The 24673-nt window shown below is 29.7% G+C and carries 31 protein-coding genes; 1 reads left to right on the forward strand and 30 read right to left on the reverse strand.

The features are described from left to right. Window positions 1–15: 15 nt before the first annotated feature. The 18 genes from CAMP5053_RS02465 to CAMP5053_RS02550 form a co-directional block, all read right to left on the reverse strand. Window positions 16–345 (reverse strand): Spx/MgsR family RNA polymerase-binding regulatory protein, encoded by a 330-nt coding sequence (locus CAMP5053_RS02465; protein WP_087700206.1) that lies wholly within the window; start codon window positions 343–345, stop codon window positions 16–18. After that, on the reverse strand, window positions 339–1679 hold the full coding sequence (locus tag CAMP5053_RS02470) for a class II 3-deoxy-7-phosphoheptulonate synthase (RefSeq protein ID WP_214100339.1): 1341 nt from the start codon (window positions 1677–1679) through the stop codon (window positions 339–341). Before CAMP5053_RS02470 ends, CAMP5053_RS02465 begins: the two co-directional genes overlap by 7 nt. Before the next feature lie 52 nt (window positions 1680–1731). Continuing rightward, window positions 1732–2085 (reverse strand): cupin domain-containing protein, encoded by a 354-nt coding sequence (locus tag CAMP5053_RS02475; protein WP_250324976.1) that lies wholly within the window; start codon window positions 2083–2085, stop codon window positions 1732–1734. 2 nt (window positions 2086–2087) lie between these two features. Then, window positions 2088–2444, reverse strand: coding sequence for a 50S ribosomal protein L19 (gene rplS / locus CAMP5053_RS02480; RefSeq protein WP_012661698.1), 357 nt, complete (start codon window positions 2442–2444; stop codon window positions 2088–2090). An 11-nt stretch (window positions 2445–2455) separates the two neighbouring features. Further along, window positions 2456–3160, reverse strand: a complete 705-nt coding sequence (gene trmD, locus CAMP5053_RS02485; RefSeq protein WP_087700210.1) for a tRNA (guanosine(37)-N1)-methyltransferase TrmD — start codon at window positions 3158–3160, stop codon at window positions 2456–2458. Continuing rightward, window positions 3157–3681: a ribosome maturation factor RimM gene (rimM, locus tag CAMP5053_RS02490; protein ID WP_039618592.1), complete on the reverse strand. Its 525-nt coding sequence runs from the start codon at window positions 3679–3681 to the stop codon at window positions 3157–3159. The genes trmD and rimM overlap by 4 nt, the downstream gene beginning before the upstream one ends. Then, window positions 3671–3916 carry a KH domain-containing protein gene (locus CAMP5053_RS02495; RefSeq protein ID WP_012661701.1) on the reverse strand — a complete coding sequence of 82 codons (246 nt, stop codon included), beginning with the start codon at window positions 3914–3916 and terminating at the stop codon, window positions 3671–3673. The genes rimM and CAMP5053_RS02495 overlap by 11 nt, the downstream gene beginning before the upstream one ends. A 2-nt stretch (window positions 3917–3918) precedes the next feature. Further along, the gene (rpsP, locus tag CAMP5053_RS02500; protein WP_012661702.1) at window positions 3919–4146 is read right to left on the reverse strand and encodes a 30S ribosomal protein S16; all 228 of its coding nucleotides are present in this window, start codon (window positions 4144–4146) and stop codon (window positions 3919–3921) included. Window positions 4147–4217: 71 nt separating this feature from the next. Then, a complete protein-coding gene (ffh, locus tag CAMP5053_RS02505; RefSeq protein WP_214100338.1) occupies window positions 4218–5555 on the reverse strand; it encodes a signal recognition particle protein in 1338 nt (445 codons plus the stop codon). A gap of 64 nt (window positions 5556–5619) precedes the next feature. Then, a complete protein-coding gene (locus CAMP5053_RS02510; protein ID WP_087700215.1) occupies window positions 5620–6372 on the reverse strand; it encodes a pseudouridine synthase family protein in 753 nt (250 codons plus the stop codon). Then, window positions 6353–7537, reverse strand: a complete 1185-nt coding sequence (waaA, locus tag CAMP5053_RS02515; RefSeq protein WP_087700217.1) for a lipid IV(A) 3-deoxy-D-manno-octulosonic acid transferase — start codon at window positions 7535–7537, stop codon at window positions 6353–6355. Before waaA ends, CAMP5053_RS02510 begins: the two co-directional genes overlap by 20 nt. Next, window positions 7534–8253 (reverse strand): zinc ribbon domain-containing protein, encoded by a 720-nt coding sequence (locus tag CAMP5053_RS02520; RefSeq protein WP_087700219.1) that lies wholly within the window; start codon window positions 8251–8253, stop codon window positions 7534–7536. The genes waaA and CAMP5053_RS02520 overlap by 4 nt, the downstream gene beginning before the upstream one ends. An 11-nt stretch (window positions 8254–8264) precedes the next feature. Next, a complete protein-coding gene (locus CAMP5053_RS02525) occupies window positions 8265–8990 on the reverse strand; it encodes a Nif3-like dinuclear metal center hexameric protein (protein ID WP_087700221.1) in 726 nt (241 codons plus the stop codon). Then, the gene (glyQ, locus tag CAMP5053_RS02530) at window positions 8980–9840 is read right to left on the reverse strand and encodes a glycine--tRNA ligase subunit alpha (protein WP_087700222.1); all 861 of its coding nucleotides are present in this window, start codon (window positions 9838–9840) and stop codon (window positions 8980–8982) included. The genes CAMP5053_RS02525 and glyQ overlap by 11 nt, the downstream gene beginning before the upstream one ends. After that, a complete protein-coding gene (locus tag CAMP5053_RS02535) occupies window positions 9837–10343 on the reverse strand; it encodes a DUF3972 domain-containing protein (protein WP_039618600.1) in 507 nt (168 codons plus the stop codon). Before CAMP5053_RS02535 ends, glyQ begins: the two co-directional genes overlap by 4 nt. Window positions 10344–10352: 9 nt before the next feature. Next, window positions 10353–10847: a 5-(carboxyamino)imidazole ribonucleotide mutase gene (gene purE, locus CAMP5053_RS02540; protein ID WP_214100337.1), complete on the reverse strand. Its 495-nt coding sequence runs from the start codon at window positions 10845–10847 to the stop codon at window positions 10353–10355. Beyond that, the gene (locus CAMP5053_RS02545; RefSeq protein WP_214100336.1) at window positions 10844–12100 is read right to left on the reverse strand and encodes a peptidase U32 family protein; all 1257 of its coding nucleotides are present in this window, start codon (window positions 12098–12100) and stop codon (window positions 10844–10846) included. Before CAMP5053_RS02545 ends, purE begins: the two co-directional genes overlap by 4 nt. Next, window positions 12097–12807 carry a chemotaxis protein gene (locus CAMP5053_RS02550; protein WP_214100335.1) on the reverse strand — a complete coding sequence of 237 codons (711 nt, stop codon included), beginning with the start codon at window positions 12805–12807 and terminating at the stop codon, window positions 12097–12099. The genes CAMP5053_RS02545 and CAMP5053_RS02550 overlap by 4 nt, the downstream gene beginning before the upstream one ends. 214 nt (window positions 12808–13021) lie before the next feature. Between CAMP5053_RS02550 and glnA the strand changes: the two genes are divergently transcribed. Next, window positions 13022–14452 carry a type I glutamate--ammonia ligase gene (glnA, locus tag CAMP5053_RS02555; protein WP_214100334.1) on the forward strand — a complete coding sequence of 477 codons (1431 nt, stop codon included), beginning with the start codon at window positions 13022–13024 and terminating at the stop codon, window positions 14450–14452. A 29-nt stretch (window positions 14453–14481) separates the two neighbouring features. Here glnA and purU read toward each other — a convergent pair whose 3' ends face one another. The 12 genes from purU to napA form a co-directional block, all read right to left on the reverse strand. After that, window positions 14482–15309: a formyltetrahydrofolate deformylase gene (gene purU, locus CAMP5053_RS02560; protein WP_087699334.1), complete on the reverse strand. Its 828-nt coding sequence runs from the start codon at window positions 15307–15309 to the stop codon at window positions 14482–14484. Next, window positions 15306–16415: a CCA tRNA nucleotidyltransferase gene (locus CAMP5053_RS02565; RefSeq protein ID WP_337217206.1), complete on the reverse strand. Its 1110-nt coding sequence runs from the start codon at window positions 16413–16415 to the stop codon at window positions 15306–15308. Before CAMP5053_RS02565 ends, purU begins: the two co-directional genes overlap by 4 nt. Beyond that, window positions 16384–16821: an effector protein CiaD gene (gene ciaD, locus CAMP5053_RS02570; RefSeq protein WP_337217207.1), complete on the reverse strand. Its 438-nt coding sequence runs from the start codon at window positions 16819–16821 to the stop codon at window positions 16384–16386. Before ciaD ends, CAMP5053_RS02565 begins: the two co-directional genes overlap by 32 nt. Then, entirely contained in the window at window positions 16818–17063 is a 246-nt protein-coding gene (locus CAMP5053_RS02575; protein ID WP_012661716.1) for a hypothetical protein, read from the reverse strand. Before CAMP5053_RS02575 ends, ciaD begins: the two co-directional genes overlap by 4 nt. A gap of 63 nt (window positions 17064–17126) precedes the next feature. Beyond that, the gene (locus CAMP5053_RS02580; RefSeq protein WP_337217208.1) at window positions 17127–18299 is read right to left on the reverse strand and encodes an MFS transporter; all 1173 of its coding nucleotides are present in this window, start codon (window positions 18297–18299) and stop codon (window positions 17127–17129) included. Between the two features lie 2 nt (window positions 18300–18301). Continuing rightward, on the reverse strand, window positions 18302–18469 hold the full coding sequence (locus CAMP5053_RS02585) for a hypothetical protein (protein WP_087699327.1): 168 nt from the start codon (window positions 18467–18469) through the stop codon (window positions 18302–18304). A 2-nt stretch (window positions 18470–18471) separates the two neighbouring features. Further along, entirely contained in the window at window positions 18472–18807 is a 336-nt protein-coding gene (locus CAMP5053_RS02590; protein ID WP_087699325.1) for a chaperone NapD, read from the reverse strand. Beyond that, a complete protein-coding gene (locus tag CAMP5053_RS02595; protein ID WP_087699323.1) occupies window positions 18794–19720 on the reverse strand; it encodes a WD40 repeat domain-containing protein in 927 nt (308 codons plus the stop codon). The genes CAMP5053_RS02590 and CAMP5053_RS02595 overlap by 14 nt, the downstream gene beginning before the upstream one ends. Window positions 19721–19724: 4 nt before the next feature. After that, window positions 19725–20243 (reverse strand): nitrate reductase cytochrome c-type subunit, encoded by a 519-nt coding sequence (locus CAMP5053_RS02600; RefSeq protein ID WP_087699321.1) that lies wholly within the window; start codon window positions 20241–20243, stop codon window positions 19725–19727. Beyond that, window positions 20233–21024 (reverse strand): quinol dehydrogenase ferredoxin subunit NapH, encoded by a 792-nt coding sequence (napH, locus tag CAMP5053_RS02605; RefSeq protein ID WP_087699319.1) that lies wholly within the window; start codon window positions 21022–21024, stop codon window positions 20233–20235. The genes CAMP5053_RS02600 and napH overlap by 11 nt, the downstream gene beginning before the upstream one ends. After that, window positions 21021–21770 (reverse strand): ferredoxin-type protein NapG, encoded by a 750-nt coding sequence (gene napG, locus CAMP5053_RS02610; protein ID WP_087699317.1) that lies wholly within the window; start codon window positions 21768–21770, stop codon window positions 21021–21023. The genes napH and napG overlap by 4 nt, the downstream gene beginning before the upstream one ends. A gap of 2 nt (window positions 21771–21772) precedes the next feature. Continuing rightward, on the reverse strand, window positions 21773–24547 hold the full coding sequence (gene napA, locus CAMP5053_RS02615) for a periplasmic nitrate reductase subunit alpha (RefSeq protein WP_214135907.1): 2775 nt from the start codon (window positions 24545–24547) through the stop codon (window positions 21773–21775). Window positions 24548–24673 lie beyond the last annotated feature (126 nt).

Consider the following 24673-nt stretch of genomic DNA (forward strand, 5'->3'; position numbering starts at 1 on the left):
AAAAACTCTAGCATTTTAAAAGCTCTCATATTCTTTAGCTATAAAAACTTCATCATCTTTTACAATTAATGGGCGTTTTATAAGCGTTGGATTTTGTAAAATCATCACTTTAATCTCATCTTGGCTTAAATTTTGGAGTTTTTCTTTATTTAACCCTAATTTTCTAGCACTCATACCCGCTGTATTTACAAGCTCTAAAACACTCCTTTTACTAAGCCAAAAATCCAAAGTTTCTTCATCTAGCTTTTTAATGTCTAAAAATTCAAATTCAACTTGCTTAGAATTTAAATAATCCATGGCTTTTTTAACACTATTACAATTTTTAATACCATAAAATTTTAACATTTTCTTGCCTTTTTAACTAAGTCTGCTATAATAAATGCTAATTCTAAAGCTTGGTCAGCATTTAATCTTGGATCACATTGTGTTTCATAGCGTTTAGAAAGTTCTTCTTGAGTAATATTTAAAGAACCTCCTACACATTCTGTTACATTTTGCCCTGTCATTTCCAAATGTACCCCACCAGGATACACTCCTTCATTCATAGCTATCTCAAAAAACGCACGCACTTCTTGAATGATTTTATCAAATTCTCTTGTTTTAAAACTACCTGATTTAACCGTATTTGCATGCATAGGATCAATACTATAAAGTATATTAAACCCTTCTTGTTTTAACTCTTTAAATAATTTTGGCAAGGCATTTTCTATCTTATCACATCCCATACGGATGATGAAATTTAATCTTCCTGCTTCATTATGCGGATTTAAAATACTTACTAGCTTTTTTATCTCATCTAAATCATAATTAGCACTAAGCTTAACACCAAGTGGATTTTTTACTCCACTTAAAAAATGCACATGTGCTTCATCTGCCTTTCTAGTACGCTCACCTATCCAAAGCATATGTGCCGAACAATCATAAATTTCCCCGCTTAAACTATCTACCCTAGTTAAAGCTTCCTCATAAGGCAAAAGCAAGGCTTCATGAGAAGTATAAAAGGCTGTTTGAGAAAGATTTGGAGTATCGGTAATACCGCAAGCTTGCATAAAGGCTAAAGCTTGAGTGATTTTTTCACTAAGTTCATCATATTTTTTCCCAAGCTCTGCTTTTTTTAAAAAACCCAAATTCCACTTATGCACTACTCTTAAATCCGCTAAACCACCTCTTGAAAAAGCTCTTAATAAATTTAAAGTTGTAGCACTTTGATAGTATGCTTCTAACATTCTTTTAGGATCAGCTATTCTTGATTTTTCATTAAATTCAAAACCATTGATAATATCCCCACGATAACTTGGAAGCTTTACCCCATCAACCTCTTCAAAATCACTACTTCTTGGCTTTGCAAACTGCCCTGCAACGCGCCCTACTTTAACGATAGGACAAGATCCTGCAAAAGTAAGTACTATAGCCATTTGAAGCATAACTTTAAACATATCTCTTATATTATCAGCGCCAAAATTTACAAAACTCTCAGCACAATCTCCTCCTTGGAGTAAAAATGCTTGAGAATTTACAACCTTAACAAGGGATTTTTTTAACTTATCCACCTCACCTGCAAAAACAAGCGGTGGTAATTTTTCTAATTTTTTAACAACATCTTGTAATTCATTTTCATCAGGATATTGTGGCTGTTGCTGAATTTTATAATTTTTCCAAGAATCTTTAGTCCATTTCATAGCTTAACTTCCTCATTTTAGTAAGCTAAAATTATACAAAATGAGACTTAAATTAAGATTTTAAAACACTTTCAACGCGTTCAAGACTATCTTGCTTATATAAACTTAAGCGCACTATGGAATCTTCTAGTGCTAAAAGATTATGGATTTCATGAGCCTTTAAACTTATACTATCTAGCGTTTTAAGTAGAATTTGTTGATTTAAAACTCCAAAATCAATGGAGCCTTTTAACACTTGTATGGTAATATCAAAAGGTGCTTTATGATCTTTCATAAAGCTATCTTTTGACATAGTTATGCAGATTTCTTTAGCATAAGCATTTTCTATTTTCTTAGATATATTTATGCCATTTTGAATTTCTTGTTCCCAAGAAATTACTTCATATATTTGAGTTCTAAATTTCACTTTTATTTTTTAAGTTCTTTAATACGAGCAGCCTTGCCTCTTCTATCTCTTAGGTAGAATAATCTAGCACGACGTACACGACCTCTTCTTAATACTGTAATACTTTCTAAACTTTCACTATAAATAGGGAAAATTCTTTCAACACCTACATTATTAGCGCCGATTTTGCGTACAATGAAAGTTTCATCTACACCATTTCCTCTACGTGCTATACAAATACCTTCAAAATTTTGAATTCTTGTTTTATCGCCTTCTTTAATGCGAATAGCAAGTCTTAAAGTATCTCCAGCACGAAATTCTGGAACATTTTTACCTTCAATTTGTTTTTGCTCAAATTGCTCAATGTATTTATTTTTCATAACGATATTCCTTAAAATTTGCGTTCATGCTTTTGATACAAATCAGGACGAAAATATTTCGTTTTGCAAGACGCCAAAGTAGTTTTTAAAGCTGTGATTTTAGCGTGATTTCCCTTTAAAAACTCTGAAGGCACATAAAATTTTTTATTTTCCTTTTCAAAAATAAAAGGTTTAGAAAACGATGGAGCTTCTAATAAGTCATTTTCAAAACTTTCCTCACTTAAGCTTTCACTATTTCCAAGAACATCTTGAATATTTCTGCTAATAGCATCACACATCACCAAAGACGCTAATTCTCCACCTGTAAGTATAAAATCACCTATAGAAAATACTTCATTAGCAAATTCTTCCACAATGCGCTCATCCAACCCCTCATATCTACTACTTACAAAACAAATATGATCTTTCTTGCTTAATCTTTTAGCATCAATTTGCTTAAAAGTCTTAGCACAAGGCAAAAGAAAAACAAAATGAACATTTTTATCTTGCTTTTTAATATGCATTAAGCAATCATACAAAGGCTGAGCTTGTAGCAAAAGCCCTGCACCTCCTCCTATTTTATAATCATCTACTTTAAAGTGCTTGTTTGTGGTAAAATTTCTAGGATTTACAAAAGCAAATTCTAATATCCCCTTTTCTTTTGCCCTTGCCAAAATAGAAGTTTGAAAATAAGGTTCAATAAGCTCTGGGAATAAACTTACAAAAGTATATTTCATGAATTTTCTAAAATATCTAAAGCAGATTGTGTGAATATCTTTTTATTTTCTACATCAACTTTTTGAATATATTTATCAACATAAGGAATATAAAAATTTTTAACCTTTGTTTGTAGTTTTTCATCACATTTTATACAAAATAAAAACCCCGCTCCATTTTCTAAAATGTCTTCAACTACACCTAATTTTTGCTCATTTTCAATAACATCACATCCAATTATGTCAAAATAAAAATACTCATCTTTTTTTAATTTACAAGTTTCTTTTGTAGCTTCAATAGTTTGAAAAAGAGTAATATTAGTTAAGGTTTTAGCAGCCTCAACACTCTCAAAGCCTTCAAATAAAACTAAAGATCTAGTTTTATCAAAAGCCTTTATGGTGTAAATTTTCTGATTAATATCAAAAAATTTAGCACCTATTTTAAACTGCTCATAAAAATCACTAAGATTATGTAATTTTACATAACCTTTTAAACCAACACTTTTCCCAAGTTTAGCAACTTGGACTAAATCATTCTTCAATGGCTTTTACCGTTATACGATATGAAGTTGCATCTTTAACTTTGTAAGCCATAATGACTGTTTTTATTGCGTTGATTAATTTTCCATTTTTTCCGATCAACTTACCAGTATCAGATGGATCGACATAAATGATAATTTCAGCAAAATTGTTTTCTAAATTTTGTCTTTGTATATCAACTTTTTCAGGAAAATCAACAATTAATTTTGCGTATTCTCTTAAAAAATTTTCAACCATTTTTATTTGCTTGTAATAGCTGCTACTCTATCGCTTAATTTTGCACCTACGCTTTTCCAATAAGCTAAACGCTCAGCATCAAATTTTACCACTTCAGGCTCAACCATAGGATTGTAATATCCAATGCTTTCTATCCAGCTACCATCACGTCTTTTTCTACTATCAGTTACAACTATACGATAAAATGGTCTTTTTTTACGTCCCATTTTTGTAAGTCTGATTACTGTCATTTTAATACTCCTAAAAAAATTAAAATTTTGTTATAGATATTTTAACTCATATATCCATAAAAAAGCTTTAATTATTGCGGTCTTTTAGCTTGCTGCAACATATTCATAAAATTTTCCATTCCTTTTTTATTTGAAAATTTCTTTGCCAGCTTAGCTGCATTACTAAATTGTTTTAAAAAGCGATTTACTTCCATTTGAGATAAACCAGCACCCTCTGCAATACGTCGCTTTCTTGCATTGTTTAATAAATCAGGATTCTCTCTTTCTTTTGGTGTCATTGATGAAATCATTGCCTTAATATGAATAATTTCTTTAGAATTATCTAAGTCAATATCTTTAATATTTGCTGCCATAGATGATAAACCAGGTATCATACCAATGATTGATTTCATACTACCAAGCTTTTTAACGCTTTCCATTTGATTTAAAAAGTCATTAAAATTAAATTCGCCTTTTTTGATTTTCTTATTTAGTTTTTTTGCTTCTTTTTCATCAATGATCGCTGCAGTTTTTTCAGCCAAAGTCGCTAAATCACCCTCACCCATGATACGATTAACAATTCTATCAGGGATAAATACTTCTAAATCAGCTACTTTCTCACCAACACCAATAAATCTTAAAGGCACACCAACTTGTTTAGCTATACCTAGTGCAACACCACCTTTGGTATCTGCATCAAATTTACTTAAAATAACCCCTGTAATTTCTAAAGCTTCATTGAAACTACTTGCTGTCTTAACTCCATCTTGACCACTCATGGCATCAGCTACATAAAATACTTCATCAGGATTTAAAATAGCTTTTACTTCTTTAAGCTCATTCATCAAAGCTGTATCGATCGCCAAGCGACCAGCAGTATCTACAAGCAAAACATCATACATAGAATTTTTTGCTTTTTCTAAAGCTTGTTTAGCTACATTTAAAGGATTGCTTTCATTTTCTATGAAAAATAAATCAAGCTCATTAGCTTGAGTGAGTTGTCTTAACTGCTCTACCGCAGCTAATCTTTGCAAGTCACATGCAGCAATTAGCACTTTTTTATTTCTTAGCTTTAAATAATTAGCAATTTTTACCGTGGTGGTAGTTTTACCACCACCTTGCAAACCACACATCAAAACAACTGTAGGTGGTTTACTAGCAAATACAAAACCTTGATTTTTACCTTTAACACTAAGAATTTCTTCTAAATTTTTCTTAATTGAGTCTAAAAATTGCTTTTGGCCTATACCATTAGTTTTTACATCATTTTCTACTAAAGTAAGTAATTCTTTAGTAACTTTATGATGTACATCTGCTTTTAAAAGGGCTTTTTTTAAAGTGTCAAGAGCATTTTTTAAAGCTTTTTCATCATCAACAAAACGAAGTTTATTAACTGCGGATTTAAATGACTCACTAACTATTTCAAACACTTTATTTTCCCTTTATTAAAATTTTAAAAAGCTAAATTATAAACCCTTTTAGCTTTAAACGCCTTTAAAAATTTAAATTTTTTATTTCAAAACCATAAGCATTAAAACTCTCATCAAGCAAGGCTTTAAATTGATAATCAAAAATATGCGTTTCATAAGAGTGCAAATACATTCTAGAAGAGCTAATTTTTGCATATTTTTCATCACCTATAATACCATGTTTTATATGATTTAAATGCACTCTAATTTGATGTGTTCTACCTGTTTTAATGACTGCTTTTATTAAAGTTTTTTTTGCATTTACCATTAAAGGTATAACTTGGGTATGAGCTTCTAAGCCAAATTTATCGATTTTACTAAAGGCTCCAGATTTGTTTTTTATAGTAGTTATTTTTTCACAAATTTCAAGTTCTTCAGCAATTACTCCATCAACAATAGCTAAATAGCTTTTATAAACATTTTGTTTTTTATACTCTTGAATGCATTTTAATCTAAACTCCTCATCTTTGCTTAAAAGTAAAACCCCACTTGTTTCTTTATCAAGCCTATTGATTAATTTAGCCTTATAAACACCTTCTAAATTCTCGCTAATTTCCCCATAAGGCTTATTTAAGGCTATGATTTTATCGTCTTCAAAAAGTATTTTTGCTTTTTTTATTTTTTGTACAACAAATCTTGTTTTTGAGCTCATCAAAGCTCTAGCTATAACAACCTTTTTACCCATAGCAAAAACACAGCCTTTGTCAATCAAATCTTTTGCTGTATTATTAGAAATCTTTTCTTGCATTGCAAGCAATTTATAAGCTTTTTCTTGCATCTAAACCTTCTTTTATATTTAATATAACTTCACTTAAATCACTTTGTTCTTTGACTTGCGCTTGTAATAATTTTTGCTTTAAAAAAACATTTATATCTTTTACATTCTCACAAATATACAAACCATCAACTTCTTGATATAAACTTTCTTGATTAAAAAAATATTTCCCTGAAATAATAATATTATTCCATCTAGCTGCTTCTATAGGATTATGTCCACCTATATTGTTTATAAAAGAGCCACATAAAAAAACCACATCGCTAATCTTATAAAAACTTTCTAGCTCACCTAAAGTATCTAATAATAAACATTTAGCATTAAAAAAATTTGCAAAATCATTTTCACTTAAAGTAAAGTCTGAAAATTTTTGCATATTATAGTGATTTTTTTGACAAAAATCTTTTAAAATTTCTTCAACTTCACCAAAGCGCTCCGGATGTCTTGGGGCAATAATCAATTTATCATTTTCTTCTAATTTAATTTCATTAAGCAATAATCGCTCTTCATTTTCATGTGTGCTAGCAAATATAATAATTCTAGCTTTAGGTTTAGCATAGCTTTTCACTTGCTCTTGTTTTATATTAGCTTTGATATTTTTATATGCTATAACATTTTTAGCGCCCAGACACTCTAATCTTTCTTTGTCTTTTTGACTTTGTGCAAATACAACATCAATATATTTAAAAATCAAACGATAAAAAAAACTAAAACGCTTGTAATTTTTTAAAGATCTATCACTAATTCTAGCATTTAACAAAATCACTTTTGCATTGTAAAATTTAGCCATAAACACGAGCATAAGCCAAAGCTCTGCTTCAAAAATAACCAAAACTTTACAAGGTCTTATCCAAAAAGGCACGAAAATTTCAAATGGGAAAAAATTTACTTTTTTAGAATATTTTAAAGCTTCGCTAAAACCGGTTTGAGTGATGGTTGAAATTTTACAAGTTGGAAAAAGTTTTATTAAAGGAATAAGGCTTTTAATCTCACCAAAAGAACAAGCATGAAAATATACATCACCTTGTTTTTGTTTTAAATTTTTGTAAAGAAAAAATCTTGATTTTAATGATATTTTATATTTTTCCTTGCAAAAACTTAAAATCAATAAAAAAGGAGCTGTGATTACATATACAATCACAGCAAAAATATAATAAAAAAAAATCAATTTTGATTTTCTTCTTTTTCTTTATATAAAATTCTTCCACAATGTGGGCAAGTTACTATTTCATCGCCTTTTAAAACTGCTAAATAAGTTTTGTCATAAATTCTCATAAAACAGCCATAACAAGCATGTTTTTTTACAGGAACTACAGCGCTATTTCCCGCCCATTTTCTGATTTTTTCATAAAAAGTTAAAACTTTTTGATTTATTTCACCCATTAGTTTAACTTTTTTATCATAAATTTGTAATCTATCTTTTTCAATATCTACTAATACAGCTTTAGTTTGAGCATCAATTTGGTCCACTTCATTTTCAAGTTCGCTTCTTTTAGCTTGTAATTCTTGTATGAATTTTTCTTTATTTTCTAAAATTTTATCTAATCTTTCTATTTCTTCATTTGCTGCATCAAGTTGCTCTTTAGCTATATCTTCTTCAATTTTTAAAGCATTTGCTTCTTTTTCAGTTTTTACTGCAGCACTTTTTTTAGCTATTTCTTTAATTTTTACACTAAATTCTGCAATATGATTATTATTTTGTATTTTTTGATTTTCTATATCTTTGATATCTTTTTCAAAACTGGCAATTTCCTCTTCAGTTTTATCGAGCAAATTACGCTTTTCTTTTAAATCTTTTGTAGCATCTTCTACTTTATTTGTAAAACCATCAAGTTCTTTATCAATTTGTGATAAAGTTATAAGTTGTTCTAGGTATTTATTCATTGAATTTTTCCTTAAAAATATTGAAATGGATTTTTTGAAACTGATATTATAACTTCTAAATGAAATTTTTGCAAATCTTTTGCTAAAATTTCACTAAAACAAGATTCGCTTTCATAATGCCCTATATCAATCAAACTAAGTTTATTGTGATAACTTTCCAAAGCTTGGTGATATTTAAAATCTCCACTTAAAAAGCAATCTGCCCTAACGCTAGAAACTAAATCCCCTCCACTACCCGTACAAATTGCTATAGTTTTGATTTTCTCTTTACCTGCATTTACAACTCTTATACAATCAAGCTTTAAACTTTTTTTCACGTGAGTAATTAAATCATTAAATTTAAAATCAACATCACAATAAATCAAAAATTCATTTTGCTCTTTGATTTTAAAACCCAAAATTTCATTAGCAAAATAAGCATTTAAATGACTTAAATCAAAATTTGTATGCATAGCAATTAAGGCTATATTTTTTTGTATCATTTTAGCAAGAAGATTTTGTGGGTAAAACACTCCACTTAAGTTTTTCAAACCTTTAAAAATTAAAGGGTGATGAACTATAAAAAGTGAATTTTCACTTGCATTTTCAATTAAATGCATATCCACATCAAGGGCAAGATAAATTTTATTTATGTCTTGATCAAAATTTCCAAGCAACAAACCACTATTATCCCATGAACTTTGCGTACTAAATGGGCTAATAGCGTCTAAATAATCATAAATTTCTTTAATTTTCATCTAAATTTTCTTTATATACCAAAGCACAGTTTTTAGATAATTCTCTAATTTTAAGCATAAAATCCTGTCTTTGTGTGACAGAAATAGCACCCCTTGCATCAAGCAAATTAAAAGTATGTGCTGCTAACATACAATAATCATATGCAGGTAAGGCAAGTTTTGCTTCTAGGGCATTTTTACACTCATTGTAAGCATTTTCAAATTGCATATTTAAAGTTTTTACATCACTTACTTCAAAATTATATTTACTAAATTCAAACTCACCTTGCTTATGAACATCTTTATAGGTAATTTTTTCACCATTAAATTCATTCCAAACTATGTCGTATACATTATCTACATCTTGTAAATACATTGCAAGTCTTTCTAAACCATAAGTAATTTCAGCACTTACTAAATCTACGCTTATACCACCAACTTGCTGAAAATAAGTAAATTGTGTCACTTCCATACCATCAAGCCAAACTTCCCAGCCTAAACCCCAAGCACCTAAACTTGGGCTTTCCCAGTTATCTTCAACAAAACGAATATCATGCGATTTTAAATCAAAACCTAAATTTTCTAAACTTTTTAAGTATAATTCTTGGATATTATCAGGACTTGGTTTAATTAAAACTTGAAATTGATAATAAGCACCTAACCTATTAGGATTTTCACCATATCTTCCATCAGTTGGCCTTCTACTTGGTGCTACATAAGCAGTCGCCCATGGCTTTTTTCCTAAACTTCTTAAAAAAGTTGCTGGGTGAAAAGTCCCTGCACCTGCTGGAAAATCATAAGGTTGCATAATAGCACAACCTTGCTTTTGCCAAAATTCTTGTAAATTTAATATCATTTGAGAAAAGGTCATTTTTCTTCCTTTATTTCTTCTGGCTTTTCAGGTGAATTTGCATACAATTCCACTGTTTTATTCCACATCATTTTATATTTTCTTTTTAGAAATTCTACTTCATTACGCGCATATTTAAGCTGTTCGTTAAGATTTTCTATGGTTTTTCTATCCTCATCATAAAGTTCTTGCATAGAATAAAGAGCATCTTTTAAAAATTTATTCTCACCCTTTAAAGCCTCTAAGGTTTCATCCTTAGCATCAAGAACCTTTTCATGCAAATTTAAAATAGTTCCTATGGTTTTTTCTACAAAACTTTCTCCTGCTAAAGTCATAGAATTTACCATAGCAGGTTGTTTTGAACTCATAGGCACTACACTAAAAGTTCCTTGGTTAGCTTCTATATAAATTTTACCCTCTTCTTCTTTGAAATTTAAAGCACCATTTGCCATCATTCCTTTTACAACATCTTCAGATAAATGCACTAATTGACAAAATTCTTTTAATTCCAAGTAAGTTTGCATATATGCTCCTTAAAGAAAAACTTCAATTGCACTAGAATCTTGAATAAGTTTTTCTTGTTGTTTTTTTCTATCTTCTAATAATTTTTGCGCTAAAGATTCATCATCTATTGCTAAAATTTGCACAGCTAAATAAGCTGCGTTAATAGCTCCTGCTTTACCTATAGCTACAGTTGCTACAGGAATCCCACTTGGCATTTGAACAGTAGAAAATAAAGAATCCATACTTGCTAAATTGCTTCCTGGCATAGGTACACCTAAAACAGGTTTTGTTGTATGTGCTGCAACAGCTCCTGCTAAATGTGCTGCCATACCCGCTGCAGCAATAAATACTTTTGCACCTTTTTCTTCTGCGTTTTTAATATATTCTTGAGTTCTTTGAGGACTTCTATGTGCTGAAGTGATTAAGATTTCATATTTAACATCAAATTTTTCCAAAATTTCCAAAGCTTCTTTTACTACATCATAATCACTCTTACTCCCCATCAATATAGAAACAAATTTCATTCAACACTCCTTCTTAAAAAGCTAAATTCTGGAAGCTTAAACGGCAAAGTAATTTCGTTTTCATTGCCACTATGAATTTCACTAAATTCTTTATTGTTTTTTGCTAATAATTGTTTAAACACTATGAATTTTTTTCCTTCATTTTCATAAATTAAGCCTAATTTATTTTCTCCTAATTCTATATTAGAATTAACCGGGGCTAAAATTTCATATTCTTTGTTTAATTCTATTTTGCCTTTACATTTAAAAAACTCACCATCTTCGCTAATAGCATGCACTTGATGAGTTCCTTCTTCTATGCTTGTATCATGATTAATAGAATCTGTTTTTTCATAAGCTCTTGAAACTAAATATCCATCTGTAAAACCTCTGTGTTTTAAAGTATAGATTTCTTTTTCATATTTAGCAGCATCAAAAGTATTTTGCAATACATCTTGCACTGCCATTTTATAAGTTCTTGTAGTCAAAGCTACATAATACTCACTTTTTGTTCTACCTTCTATTTTAAAGGCATGAATACAATTTTCTTGCATAATTTTTTGAATATATGAGCTTAGATTTAAATCTTTAGAATTAAATACATGTGTGCCATTTTCATCTTCTTCTAATCTAAAAAGCGTATTTGTTTCTGGATTTTTCGCATAAAGTTCATAATTAAATCTGCAATCATTTGCACAAGAGCCACGATTGCTCATGCGTCCACTTTGCACTGAACTTATTAAACATCTACCAGAATACGCAAAGCACATAGAACCATGGACAAAACTTTCAAGCTCGATATCACAATTATTTTTTAAATCTTTTGCATCTTTTAAGCCAAGTTCCCTTGCTATAACAACACGCTTTGCACCCATATCTTTATAAACTTGAGCGTCTAAATAGTTTAAAATATTAGCTTGGGTGGACACATGAAGATTAATTTCGGGCGCAAGTTCTTTAACTAAACGCATAGCACCTACAGATGCTACTATAAAAGCATCAGGTTTCATTTCTTTTAATTTTAAAATATGCCTTTTCAAACCTTCAATTTGCGAACTAAAATGAAACCCATTGATAGTTACATAAATTTTTTTTCCTCTTGCATGAGTATAATCAATAGCTTCCTTAAAAGTTTCATAATTAAAATCTCTAGCAGTTCTTGCTCTTAATGAAAAATTACTCACTCCTGCATAGACAGCATCAGCTCCATAAGCCAATGCTATTTTTAATTTTGCAAAATTTCCTGCAGGAGCAACTATTTCAGGAATAATCATTTTTTCCCTAAGCTTGCAATTAATGCCTCAATATCATCATTACTTACAACATCTGTAGTGGAATCCCCTTGAATATGAACAGCTGAACCAACACGTTTTTCATCATCAATTTTGCCTTCAAATAAACTACTCATATATCTACTTAAAGCTCTCATAACATTAATAACACGCTCGATTTTTTGACGATGAATATCTTGATATTGCATAGCATCCATTGCCATCATAACCTCATCTTGCCCAGTTTGTAAGCAACCTGTAATCTCATCTATAATATTTTTAGCATTATTATTTATTTCAATAGCCTCTTTAAAACTCGCTACATTTGGAAATTTCGCATTTAACTTTTCAAAGATATCTATATTTTTATTTAAAGCATCACTGATTACACAAAGCTCATTTTCTGAATTTGCAAAAAAATCGTTAATAGCTTCCAACTTCTCCATCATTTCAGTTGCTTTAATTTCACTATCTCTTGTAACATCATCAAGCTGATGTACAACTTTATGCTCTTTACTAGGTGGTGGTGGTGGCCAAGCCATATCTGCTCTAGCTTTATAATCGCCATTTATCATCTCATCGACAATTTTTTTATTTTTTTCTTCATCCTCATAATCTGTTTCTGGTTTTTTTAAATCTTCATCTTCTACAGAGTCAAGATCTAAATCTTCAGAGCCATTCATTAAAGCATCTAATTCTTCTTGAGTCATCATTGCACCTTTTTTATATAATAAAAAACTAATCGTGATTATATTATAAAAAAATATAATTCAACATTAATTTTTAAAATTAATTATTTTTTTAATATATAAATATATTTTTTCAAACTTGATAATAAAAAATATATTAATTTAAACTTAATTTAAAAAAAATATACTACAATCTTAAAAAATAAAATTAAAAACCTATTTAAAAGGAGAAAAAATGGGTAAGTTTGTAAATAATATTGATGAGTTTTTTAGCTATTGTCAAGAACATGAAGTAATGTTTGTTGATTTTAGATTTACCGATATGATAGGTACTTGGCACCATATCACTTACAATATAAAAGCAGTTGATGATAATACTTTTGAAAATGGAATTCCTTTTGATGCAAGTTCTTTACACGGTTGGCAACCGATAGAAAAATCGGATATGATTTTAAAACCCGATGTAGAAAGTGCGTTTTTAGATCCTTTTACAGCAGATCCTACCATCATAGTAATTTGTGATGTATATGATATTTACAAAGAACAAATGTATGAAAAATGCCCAAGAAGTATTGCTAAAAAAGCAATGCAACACTTAAGCACGAGTAATATCGCTGACACTGCTTATTTTGGTCCTGAAAATGAATTTTTTATTTTTGATAATGTAAAAATAGTTGATTCTTCTCATTGTGCAAAATATGAAGTAGATACTGAAGAAGGTGAGTGGAATGATAATAAAGATTTCACAGATAGCTATAACAGCGGACATCGCCCAAGAAATAAAGGTGGATATTTTCCTGTAAGTCCTATTGATTCTAGTGTAGATATTAGAGCTGAAATGGTACAAGTTTTAGAAAGAGTAGGCTTAAAAACTTTCGTACATCATCATGAAGTAGCACAAGGACAAGCTGAGATTGGTGTAGAATTTGGAAATTTAGTTGAAGCTGCCGATAATGTACAAATTTATAAATATGTAGTAAAAATGGTAGCACATTTAAATGGAAAAACCGCAACCTTTATGCCAAAACCACTCTATGGAGATAATGGAAGTGGTATGCATGTACATATGAGCCTTTGGAAAGATGGGGTAAATTTATTTTATGATAAAGAAGGTTATGGAAAATTAAGCGAATGTGCGATTAATTACATCGGTGGGATTTTAGCTAATGCAAGAAGTGTTGCAGCATTTACTAATCCTAGTTCAAACTCTTATAAAAGAATAGTTCCAGGTTTTGAAGCACCTTGTATATTAACCTATTCTTGCCAAAATCGCTCTGCAAGTTGTCGCGTGCCTTATGGTATTAATGAAAAAAGTGCAAGAGTAGAAATCAGATTTCCTGATAGCACTTCTAATCCTTACCTAGCTTTTACAAGCTTGCTTATGGCGGGACTTGATGGTATTAAAAATAAAACCATACCAGTTGGCCCTATGGATGAAAATTTATTCGCACTAACTCTAGATGAGATTAGAGAAAAAGGTATAGAGCAATTACCTCACACTTTAAGAGGATCTTTAGAAGCACTCATTAGAAAAAATGCCTTCTTAAAACCTGTTATGAGTGATGTGTTTATTGATGATTATCAACATATGAAATTTGAAACCCAAGTATGGCCTGTAGAAGCTAGACCAACTGCATATGAATTTAAAACTTGTTATTCTTGCTAATTTTTGATGCCAAAAAGGCATCAAAAAATTTAAAATACTATTGTTTTATTTTCGTGTATAAAAATCCTATCATCAAACACCAAATCCAAAGCCTTAGAAAAAACATTTTTTTCCACATTACGTCCTGCTTGTTGCATAGCCTGCCAAGAATATTCATGAGTAACCGGTATAACATCTTGAGTAATAATTGGCCCCTCATCTAAGTTATTATTTACAAAATGTGCTGTTGCACCTATAATTTTAACTCCTCTTTCATAAGCTTGCTTATAAGGATTAGCTCCTATAAATGCAGGTAAAAAAGAATGGTGGATATTAATAATCTTTCCTTCAAAATACTCCACAAAAGATGGAGATAATATTCTCATATATTTTGCTAAAACAATATAATCAAATTCATATTGTTTTAAACACTCTAGTAATTTTTTTTCATGCTCTTGTCTACTTAAGTCCTGTGCTAAAATAGTATGAAAAGGTATGTTAAATTTATCCACCAAAGGTTTTAATATCTCATAATTTGCAATAACTGCCTTAATATTTGCATTAAATTCCCCACTAAATTGGCGGATAAGTAATTCGCCTAAACAATGAGTTTCTTTGGTAGCTAAAACAATAATATCTTTTTTTCTCTTTGGTGTAATTTCAATTTGCGCATTATCAGGAAGCATTGCTTCAAGCGTTCCTTTAAAAGCTTTTATATCAAGCTCACCTTCTAAATGCGCCCTAAAGAAAAAACGATTTTCTCCAACAAATTCATCATTTTTTATAATATTAATTCTATATTTAAAAATAACATCTGAAATTCTATAAATCAATCCTTTTTCATCGCTACTTGAAATTTTTAAAATATATTCATTCATTTTTGCTCCTTTATATAGTTTTTTAATTCTTGTAATCTTCTTTTTTCAAGCTCAATCCCAAGCTCTTTCCCACTAAATCCTTCCTTTAGTAAATCATTAGCACCAATTTTACTTTCAAAAGTATGATGATATAAATTTAATTTCTTTGCTTGTGCTATACGCTCATTATCCCAAAGCCCAAGCCATTTACAAAGTGGCATTTTCAAAGCAATTTTAGCTAAATTAAAATCATCAATTTTACCTAAAATAAATTCTTGTTCACATTTTTTTAATAGTTCTTTTTTTAATTTTGTTTTTTTAAAAAAAATCTCTTTATTGATATGAAAAAAATTCAAATACAAATATAAATACAAAGCCTCATCATAAATCAATTTTTGACTATGCTCTAATAACCTTTCAAATTCTTCATTACAGCTTTGATAAAAAAATATTTTTTCTTCTAAATTTAAAATTTTGAAATACTCATAAGCTTTATTTAGTCTTGAAGTTCTAAAAATTTTATAAAGTTCATTATTAATACGCTCTTTAGATAAATCGCCTATATCCATAGTTTGCATTAATTTTAAACTTTCTTTTGTAATTGTTAAATCAAACCTGCACGCAAAAGAAATTCCACGAAGCACCCTTAAACTATCTTCAATAAAACTTTTATCATCAATATGCCTTATAATCTTTGCTTGCAAATCTTGCAAACCATTAAAAAAATCTAAAAATTCAAAATCAAAAATATTTACCATCAATGCATTAATGGTAAAATCCCTTCTTTTAGCACCTTCTTGCTCATCATTGCAAACTTTAACCTCAAAACCTCTATGGCCTGTAGAAATTTTATTTTCATAACGCGCTAGAGCTAAATCAAATTTTTTGTATTTATATACAAAAAAACTTTTTCCCACTCCATTTGCACCAAGTTTTTGCATAAGCTCATCAAAAAGCTTAGGCTCAATATCATAAATTTCTATATCATAATCATCGCTAGATAAACCTAAAAAAGAATTCCTTACACAACCGCCTACTAAATAAGCTCTTTGCGTGTAAGGCTTAAGTATATTTTTAATACTTAAAAAATCTTGGTCATTTTTTAAGTCTATCTTCAATCTTTGCAAGCAAAAACTCTAAAAAAGTAATGGTCATATCTAATCTTTTTTCCATATGCTCATCTTTAGTATTTTTTAATCCTTCAAATAAAACCAAAATACGCTCTCTAAGATTTTTTAAGAAAAATTCTTCATTGTTTATAATACTTTCTTCTTTTTCTTCTAAAGCTTCAACCTTAATAGCGACATTTTGTTTATCATCTTTTACTTTTACTTCTAAATCATCTAATTCTTGAATTAGCTCTTGCGCAACCTTGCTAATTTCTTCTTTGATTTTTTTCTCTTGAGCATCAACGCTTTTTTCCCGGGTAATTTCTTCTACCATAGGAGCAAATTCATCATTTTTACTTTTTTTATTATCTAACTCTGAATTAACTTCACTTATGGCCATTTTTGCTAAATCTTCTATATTCATAGTTTTATTAACCACCTTTTAAATTCATTAACTTCTTCTTCGCTTTTCATATTAACAAAAAAATCAAGCATATCATAATTTAAATCTTCATGATTAGAACGCAAACCACTTAAACGCCTTATAGCATCAATGGCATTTTTATTTTGCGGATCTTGTTTTAATATATTTTTATAAATCTCCAAAGCTTCATCTTTTAAACCTTGTGCTTCATAAATAGAAGCTTCTGTTACTGTGTATCGCATATTAACTCACAAAAAATAAAATGTCAAAATTCTAACAAAAAAGACTTTAATTTATTTTAATTTTTACTTAATCACAGGAGCTTTATAAGCTAAAAATACAAAAATATTAAGTATTATAGCTACTGTAATAAGCATGGTAAAGCCTAAAGTAAAATTTCCAAAGCTATCATGGAGCATACCTATAATCCAAGGTGCTTGAGCTGCTATTAAATACCCTATGCCTTGTGACATAGCAGAAAGTTTAGCTGCTATAAAAGAATTTGAACTTTTTATGGCAATAAATAATAATGAAATTGTAAAAACTCCACTAGATGCAAAACCTAAAAAAATAGCCGCTAACAATAACACTAATTTTACATCACAAAAAAACACCAAGATAAAACTTAAAACATACAAAAATCCTAACAGCACAATAACAAAACCCTTAGCATGAACTCTTAGTTTTCCTAAAACAATAGGCAATAAAAATGCCACAGGCATACCTATGATTTGAGAAAGCAATAAAACATTAGAACCAAAATCAATTCCAAAACCTTTTTCACTTATCATCACACTAAGCCAAGCAAAAAGACTATAAGATAAAAAACTTTGTAGTCCCATCACAATAGTAACTTTCCAAGCTGTTAAATTTAAAAAAAGATTTATTTTATTGATATTTTTCTTTTTAGGACGCAATAATCTTTTATTTTTTAAATGCGGAAAATAAAAAATCAAAGCAATCAAAGCTAATACAACCCAAAAAAACATAGCTTGAGGCACTTCAAAAATTTTAAGCAAAGGAAGTGATAAGGCCACTCCAGCAATTGAAGATAAACCTATAATTGATCCATATAAACCCATTATTTTATAAGCGTTTTTTGCAAATTTTTCTTTTACAAAAGAAGGTAATAAAACATTAGCTATTGCAATGCTTGCTCCGATTAGAAAAACTCCAGAAAATAAACCTATATTACCCCCATAACTTCTAATAAACTCTCCAAAAACAATCAAAATTAAGGCAAAAAACAAAGCTTTAATTTGCGAAAAATACGCTACAAAAAACGATATAAGACCAAAAGCTATTAAAGGTAAGGTTGTTAGCATACCTGCTAAAGTGGAGTTGATATTGTAATATTCTTGGATATATTCTATCATAGGACCTATGGAAGTTATAGGTGCTCTTAAATTTAAAGCAAGGGTAATTACAACTAAAATATTAATCCAAAAGAATTTTTTATATGAAATTTGTGTATGCATGATTATTTTTGATTTAATATATTTTCAAGATATCTTTGTTTATCAGAATCGGTGTTTTTTTGCACTACTTGTTTTTTTTCTTTTACAACTTCATTCTCTTTGGAAAAATAAAAGTGATCAATGATAAAAATAGAAGAAATAATCACAATTAAAGGTATTAAAAAAATCATAATCAATACTTTCTAAAAATATTGCCATAGTATTCTATATTATCTTTTTTTAAATTCTCATCAAAAGTATTTGCTTCAAAATTTGCTTTTAAAATTTTTTCTCTCTCTTCATCTAAATCCTGATAAGAAAAAACCATATTAATACTCACTACCCCATCAAGCTGTTCTAATTGTTTATATGCTTTTAACTCATCATCTAAATTTTCACTTTCTATTACTACTATAATTTTTTCATCCTGAGCTAATTCCACGCTACAACAAGGTGTTTGTTGAATTTGCTTTTTGAGTTTTTCTAATTTTTCTTCTTTAGTTAAAATCAACACACTAGAAAGATTCATCTATACTCCAAAATATAATTTTGTTTTCATAACCTGCACTAATAAACTCATGCTCGTTTAAAAATATAAGATATTCTAGCAAAAAATCTTTATTTTGGAATTTTTTTATTGTTTTTAAATTTTTAATATCTATAAGTTCTATGATATTTTTTTCATTATCTCCAAAAACTGCTATTGAGCCATCTTTATTTAAAGCACAAGTATAAATCAAAAAATCTCTTTCTATATTTTTTTCTTGGTCATTTTGCACTATACCTAATTTTCTATCAGTGCTACAGCTTGCAATAGCTGTGTTTTTAAAATCAAGTTGATAGATATTATCCTTATGAATACTCTTATAACTTTTTATTTTTTGCCATTTTTTCACATCAAAAAGTATTATTTCGCCACTTTCAAAACCTGCCACTAATTGAGTTTTAGTTTCATTTAAAACCACATCACTTAAGCTTGAACTAGAAAAAGTAAAATTTTTTACAACACTTTTTGTTTTTAGATCAAAAAGCTCTATATTAGAACCTAGCAAGGCTAATAAAATAGTATTATCATCTAAAAACAAAGCCTTTTTCACCCCATCATTAGCTAAATCATAGCTTAAAAGTTGTTTATTTTTATAAACATGTAATTTTTTGCTTCCAAAATCACCTTCACTTAAAATCAAAATAGCCCCATTTAAGTAATCAATACTATAAATTCTAGGGCTAAGATTTTCTTCATAAAAATTTTTAATCTTATCTAGCTGAGTGATTTTTTGCATTTTTTTATCTTTAATAAAGTATTGATTTATTTCTCCATTATCAAGTCCTATAAACAAACTATCATCAACAATTTTCAAAGCATTTAAATTTGAATCAAGTTTAAGCTCATAGCTAAATGCATATATACTCATTAGTAAGATTAAAAATATTTTTTTCATGATTTTATTTCACACCTTCATTTAAAACATCTAAGAAATTAGACTTTTTCTTTGATTCCTCGCTTTTAAATTTAGCTTCAAAGCTATTTCCCACTAAAGGTTTAGCATCACTTTGTGGCACATGGCATTGCGTACAATTAAATCTTGCATCACTTACCATATCTTTAGTAGATTTATTTTTTCTTAAATCAAAATAATGGCTGCTTGGAAGTGCTGTCGCAGCTAAGTCTTTTGCTACCGCTTTATCATGGCAACTTAAGCAAATATTATTATCTTTAGTAATTGGAAGCATATCCTCTAAAGTGTGTGGAATCAATGGTGGAGCATTTTCAAATGATCTCTCAATCAAAACAGATTCACCAGCCAAAGTTTGAGAGTATTTAGCATCCAACAACTCTACATTTTCACTTTCCAAACTTGTTTTTCTTAAACCTATATCTTTTGAATCAACACTTTTAACAGCAAGCCCGCAAGCACTTATTAAAACAGCTGCTGCTAAGGATAAAAAGATTTTATTTTTCATTTTCTCTCCTTAAATTTATTATACTAAAACCTAAAGCATCATCACCGCAAACATCAATACATTTTCCACATCTTATACACTCACCTGATTTTACATCTTGATTTTCTTTACCTACCATCCAAAGTACTTGCTTTTCAGGACATACCCCAAGGCATTTGTAACACTTAGTGCATTTTTGCAAGTTATATCTTACTTTTAGTAATGAAAAATGCGAGCTTAAAGCCCAAAAAGCTCCTAAAGGACAAAAATGTGAACAAGTAAATCTTGGACTAAAAAATGTATCTATACAAAAAATAATCAAAGCTACAAAAAGCCAAGAAATACCACCAAAAATAATCCCTCTTTGGATTATTCCTATATAAGAAAATTCCTCAAAAACAGGAAAAGAAAAAAGAAAAGAAAAAATCAAAACAAAAGCTAAAACATAATAACGTAAATTTTTATTTACATTAAAAACTCTTGCTTGATTAAAACCTAATTTATTTCTAATAAAATAAGCAAAATCAGTAATGATATTCACAGGACAAACCCAAGCACAAAACGCCCTTCCGGCAAAAATAGCATAAAATAAAAATACTATCAAAGCACCACTTAAAGCCATTAAATCTACTTGCAAACTTGCTAAAGCAAGTTGAATAAACGCAAAAGGATCACTTAGCGGCACCGAAGAAAATAAAACCGAAGAGCTTAAATTTCCTTTTAATATAAAATTAAATACACCAAAAGAAAAAAAAGTCAAAATAGACAATTGCACTATTCTTCTTAAAATAAGATATTTCATAGCAATTCTCCATCATTAAGATAATCTTTAGCCTTGTTTTTATTGAAATTTTTATCCGTATTTACATCTTGTAAACGCTTTTCATCTTTTTCATCCCAACCTTTGATGTAATTATCTCCAGCTTTTCCTAAAACAAATTCTCTAGGTAAAACTCTAATAGCTGCTTTTTGCGTTATACAGGCTTTTTCACAAATCCCACATCCAACACATACTTCATGATCTACCACAGGTAGTAAAAATGCATGCTTTGCGGTTCTTTCATTACGTTTTGTTTCAAGTTTTAATGCTTTATCTATTAAAGGACAAGCCCTATAGCAAGCATCACATTGAATTCCCCAATAAGCAACACAACTTGCACTATCAATTATAGCTATACCCATTTTTGTTTTATAAATTCCATCTTGTTGCTCTAGATATTTATGATCTAGTGCATTTGTAGGACAATCTCTTATACAAGGTATATCCTCACATAATCTACAAGGATTTTCTCTTGCTACAAAAAAAGGTGTGCCATTTTTAGCACTATTTTCTAAATTTGCTAGCTTCAAAACATCATAAGGACAAGCTTTTACACAAAGTCCACATCGTATGCATTTTGACAAAAACTCTTTTTCATCATCTGCTCCAGGAGGTCTTAAAAAATACTCCTGATTTGAGCTAAATGCTAAACTTGCTAAAAATGCACTTCCGCTTCCTATACATAAAAGCTTAAAGGTAAAGGCCAAAAATTCTCTTCTATTTTTCATTTTTATGCTTTAGTAATTTTTACGGCACATTTTTTGAAATCTGTTTGATTAGACAATGGACAAGTTGCATCTAATGTAACTTTGTTTATATATACATTCTCATCAAACCAAGGCACATACACAAGGCCTTTAGAAGGTTTATTTCTACCACGAAAATCTACTCTAGCTTTTACTTTACCACGGCGTGACTCTACCCATACGATGTCGCCTTGATTGATTTTCATAGCCTTAGCATCATCTTCATTCATATAGCAAAGTGCTTCAGGTACCGCACGGAAAAGCTCAGGAACTCTCATAGTCATAGTTCCACTATGCCAATGCTCTAAAACCCTACCAGTGCATAACCAGAATGGATATTCTTTGCTTGGTCTTTCAGGTGCTTTCATAAATGGTCTAAAGAAAATTTTTACCTTATTTTTTAAACTATATTTTTCTTTAGTTTGTGGAGCTAGTAAATCTCCTTTTGGTAATTCTTTAGCAAAATCTCCATAAAATGCAAAGTCTGAATTTGGAGCAGCTTTTTTAGCATAATAATCAAATTTAGTATTAAATCTCCATTGAGTTTCCTTACCATTTACCACAGGCCATCTTAAACCTCTTACTTTATGGTAAGTATCAAAATCAGCTAAATCATGTCCATGACCTAAACCAAATTTACGGTATTCTTCCCATAGATATTTTTGTACAAAAAATCCATATCCATTAAATTCTTTACCATCACTACCTATAACTTTTCTCTCATCGCCAAATACTTCAGAATTATCAAATCCTTTTGTAATATTATCTTTAGCTTTGAAAGATTTTGCTTCTTTGTTTGCAAATAATACATCATATAAAGTATCATCTTCGCTATAACCCATAGCTTTGGCTTCTTCTAAAACACTTGGCAGAGTAAGTTTATCATTTACCTTAGTTTCACCCCAAACTTCTTTTAATTTAAAGCGTTTTGCAAATTCCATAATTTGCCAAGTATCACTCATAGCCTCACCTACGGGTAAAACTTGTTGCTTCCAGTGTTGAGTTCTTCTTTCAGCATTACCATAAGCACCCCATTTTTCATAAATCATAGCACTTGGTAAAATTAAATCTGCCACCTTAGCACTAATTCCTGGGTAACAATCACTCACAACGATAAAATTATCCATTTCTCTAGCTGCTGCTATCCAGTGATTTGCATTAGCTGTATTTTGCCAAGGATTATTTACTTGCACCCAAGCAAATTTGATATTTCCATCTTCTAAATCCCTCATGATTTTTAAGTATGGAGCACCTGGTTTTGGATTGATTGTTTTTGCCGGAACTTTCCAAATTTTTTCACTAATTTCTCTGTGTTTAGGATTTGCAACAACCATATCAGCAGGCAAACGGTGTGAAAAAGTCCCAACTTCTCTTGCAGTTCCACAAGCACTTGGTTGTCCTGTTAATGAAAACGCACCATTTCCTGGTTTTGCTTGTTTACCAAGTAAAAAATGCACCATATAAGCTTGTTCGTTCACCCAAGTACCTCTTGTGTGTTGATTAAAGCCCATAGTCCAAAAACTTACAACTTTTCTATTTTTTTCTATATATAAATTTGCTAATTCTTGAAGTTTTTTCTTAAATTCTTCTATACTTTCATCTTCATTACCCTTAGCAACTTTAGCAACATAATCAAGCGTATAAGGTTCTAAAGCTTTTTTGAAATCTTCAAATGAAATTTCCCAATGCGCATCAGGAGTACTTTGGTGTTTCATTTCGAATTTATCGCCTGCTTTTACCCCCAAATAAGCCAAAGATACCGCTTCTTCTTCATCTACAATAATAGCATTTTGTTTTGCTACAGTATCTTTTTCACTTGCTTTAAATTTAGGATGGTTTGGATTATTTCTCATTCCATAACCAATATCAGCATAACCTGTTGTAAAAATACAATGTTTTTCAATAAATTCTTTATCCATAGCTTCAGGATGATTATAAACAATCTCTCTAGCGATATAATTCCAAATAGCTAAATCAGTATTTGGTTTGAAAATGATTTCAGTATCTGCTATATGAGAAGTTCTATTAGAAAAAGTAGATAAATTTATGATTTTAACTTTATCTAAATTGCTTAATTTTCTATCACTTACCCTTGACCATAAAATTGGATGCATTTCTGCCATATTTGCACCCCAAGTAATAATAGTATCAGTAAGCTCTATATCATCATAACAACCAGAAGGCTCATCAACCCCAAAAGTTTGCATAAAACCAACAACGGCACTAGCCATACAATGGCGTGCATTTGGGTCTATATTATTTGATCTAAAACCAGCTTTTACTAATTTTGCAGCAGCATATCCTTCTTGTATAGTGTATTGACCACTTGCAAAAATTCCAATTCCTTCAACACCTTTTTCTTTGTAAGCTTTTTTAAATTGTTTTTCCATTTCATCAAAAGCTCTTTGCCAAGAAACTTGTTGGAATTTTCCTTTTTTATCAAACTCACCTTTTGCATTTACGCGAAGCAAAGGTGTTACTAAACGATCTTCTCCATACATAATTTTTGCATTAAAATAACCTTTAATACAATTTAACCCACGATTTACTGGAGCTGCTGGATCTCCTTTTACAGCAACAATTTTACCATCTAAACTTGCAACTAAAATTCCACAGCCTGTACCACAAAATCTACAAACAGCCTTATCCCAACGCCATTTATTCTCAGTATTTGCAAGTACACTACTTGGAACACTAAGACCTGCAACACCACAAGCACTAGCAATAGCGGTATTTTTAATGAAGTCTCTTCTGTTCATTATATCCCTCGTTATTGTTTATTTATGTATAAAATAAAAATACATAGATACAATATTACTATGATTAGTTTTAAATATAAATTATAAAAAGGAATATTTTAAAAGTATTTATAAATTGGAGTTTTT

Origin of the sequence: Campylobacter sp. S4:11 (genome assembly GCF_024723695.1) — a bacterium.
GTDB lineage: Bacteria > Campylobacterota > Campylobacteria > Campylobacterales > Campylobacteraceae > Campylobacter_D > Campylobacter_D jejuni_C.

Coding starts and splice junctions, on each gene's coding strand:
- CAMP5053_RS02520 (WP_087700219.1), bottom strand. CDS start 8,253: ATGAATAAATACCTAGAACAACTTATAACTTTATCACAAATTGATAAA.
- CAMP5053_RS02580 (WP_337217208.1), bottom strand. CDS start 18,299: ATGCATACACAAATTTCATATAAAAAATTCTTTTGGATTAATATTTTA.
- ciaD (WP_337217207.1), bottom strand. CDS start 16,821: ATGAATATAGAAGATTTAGCAAAAATGGCCATAAGTGAAGTTAATTCA.
- purU (WP_087699334.1), bottom strand. CDS start 15,309: ATGAATGAATATATTTTAAAAATTTCAAGTAGCGATGAAAAAGGATTG.
- CAMP5053_RS02585 (WP_087699327.1), bottom strand. CDS start 18,469: ATGATTTTTTTAATACCTTTAATTGTGATTATTTCTTCTATTTTTATC.
- CAMP5053_RS02595 (WP_087699323.1), bottom strand. CDS start 19,720: ATGAAAAAAATATTTTTAATCTTACTAATGAGTATATATGCATTTAGC.
- napH (WP_087699319.1), bottom strand. CDS start 21,024: ATGAAATATCTTATTTTAAGAAGAATAGTGCAATTGTCTATTTTGACT.
- CAMP5053_RS02510 (WP_087700215.1), bottom strand. CDS start 6,372: ATGCAAGAAAAAGCTTATAAATTGCTTGCAATGCAAGAAAAGATTTCT.
- rpsP (WP_012661702.1), bottom strand. CDS start 4,146: ATGACAGTAATCAGACTTACAAAAATGGGACGTAAAAAAAGACCATTT.
- rplS (WP_012661698.1), bottom strand. CDS start 2,444: ATGAAAAATAAATACATTGAGCAATTTGAGCAAAAACAAATTGAAGGT.
- CAMP5053_RS02575 (WP_012661716.1), bottom strand. CDS start 17,063: ATGCGATACACAGTAACAGAAGCTTCTATTTATGAAGCACAAGGTTTA.
- CAMP5053_RS02535 (WP_039618600.1), bottom strand. CDS start 10,343: ATGCAAACTTACTTGGAATTAAAAGAATTTTGTCAATTAGTGCATTTA.
- CAMP5053_RS02470 (WP_214100339.1), bottom strand. CDS start 1,679: ATGAAATGGACTAAAGATTCTTGGAAAAATTATAAAATTCAGCAACAG.
- CAMP5053_RS02590 (WP_087699325.1), bottom strand. CDS start 18,807: ATGAATCTTTCTAGTGTGTTGATTTTAACTAAAGAAGAAAAATTAGAA.
- CAMP5053_RS02465 (WP_087700206.1), bottom strand. CDS start 345: ATGTTAAAATTTTATGGTATTAAAAATTGTAATAGTGTTAAAAAAGCC.
- glyQ (WP_087700222.1), bottom strand. CDS start 9,840: ATGACCTTTTCTCAAATGATATTAAATTTACAAGAATTTTGGCAAAAG.
- CAMP5053_RS02495 (WP_012661701.1), bottom strand. CDS start 3,916: ATGGTTGAAAATTTTTTAAGAGAATACGCAAAATTAATTGTTGATTTT.
- trmD (WP_087700210.1), bottom strand. CDS start 3,160: ATGAAATATACTTTTGTAAGTTTATTCCCAGAGCTTATTGAACCTTAT.
- napA (WP_214135907.1), bottom strand. CDS start 24,547: ATGAACAGAAGAGACTTCATTAAAAATACCGCTATTGCTAGTGCTTGT.
- napG (WP_087699317.1), bottom strand. CDS start 21,770: ATGAAAAATAGAAGAGAATTTTTGGCCTTTACCTTTAAGCTTTTATGT.
- CAMP5053_RS02525 (WP_087700221.1), bottom strand. CDS start 8,990: ATGAAAATTAAAGAAATTTATGATTATTTAGACGCTATTAGCCCATTT.
- CAMP5053_RS02545 (WP_214100336.1), bottom strand. CDS start 12,100: ATGATTATTCCTGAAATAGTTGCTCCTGCAGGAAATTTTGCAAAATTA.
- CAMP5053_RS02550 (WP_214100335.1), bottom strand. CDS start 12,807: ATGACTCAAGAAGAATTAGATGCTTTAATGAATGGCTCTGAAGATTTA.
- CAMP5053_RS02600 (WP_087699321.1), bottom strand. CDS start 20,243: ATGAAAAATAAAATCTTTTTATCCTTAGCAGCAGCTGTTTTAATAAGT.
- purE (WP_214100337.1), bottom strand. CDS start 10,847: ATGAAATTTGTTTCTATATTGATGGGGAGTAAGAGTGATTATGATGTA.
- glnA (WP_214100334.1), top strand. CDS start 13,022: ATGGGTAAGTTTGTAAATAATATTGATGAGTTTTTTAGCTATTGTCAA.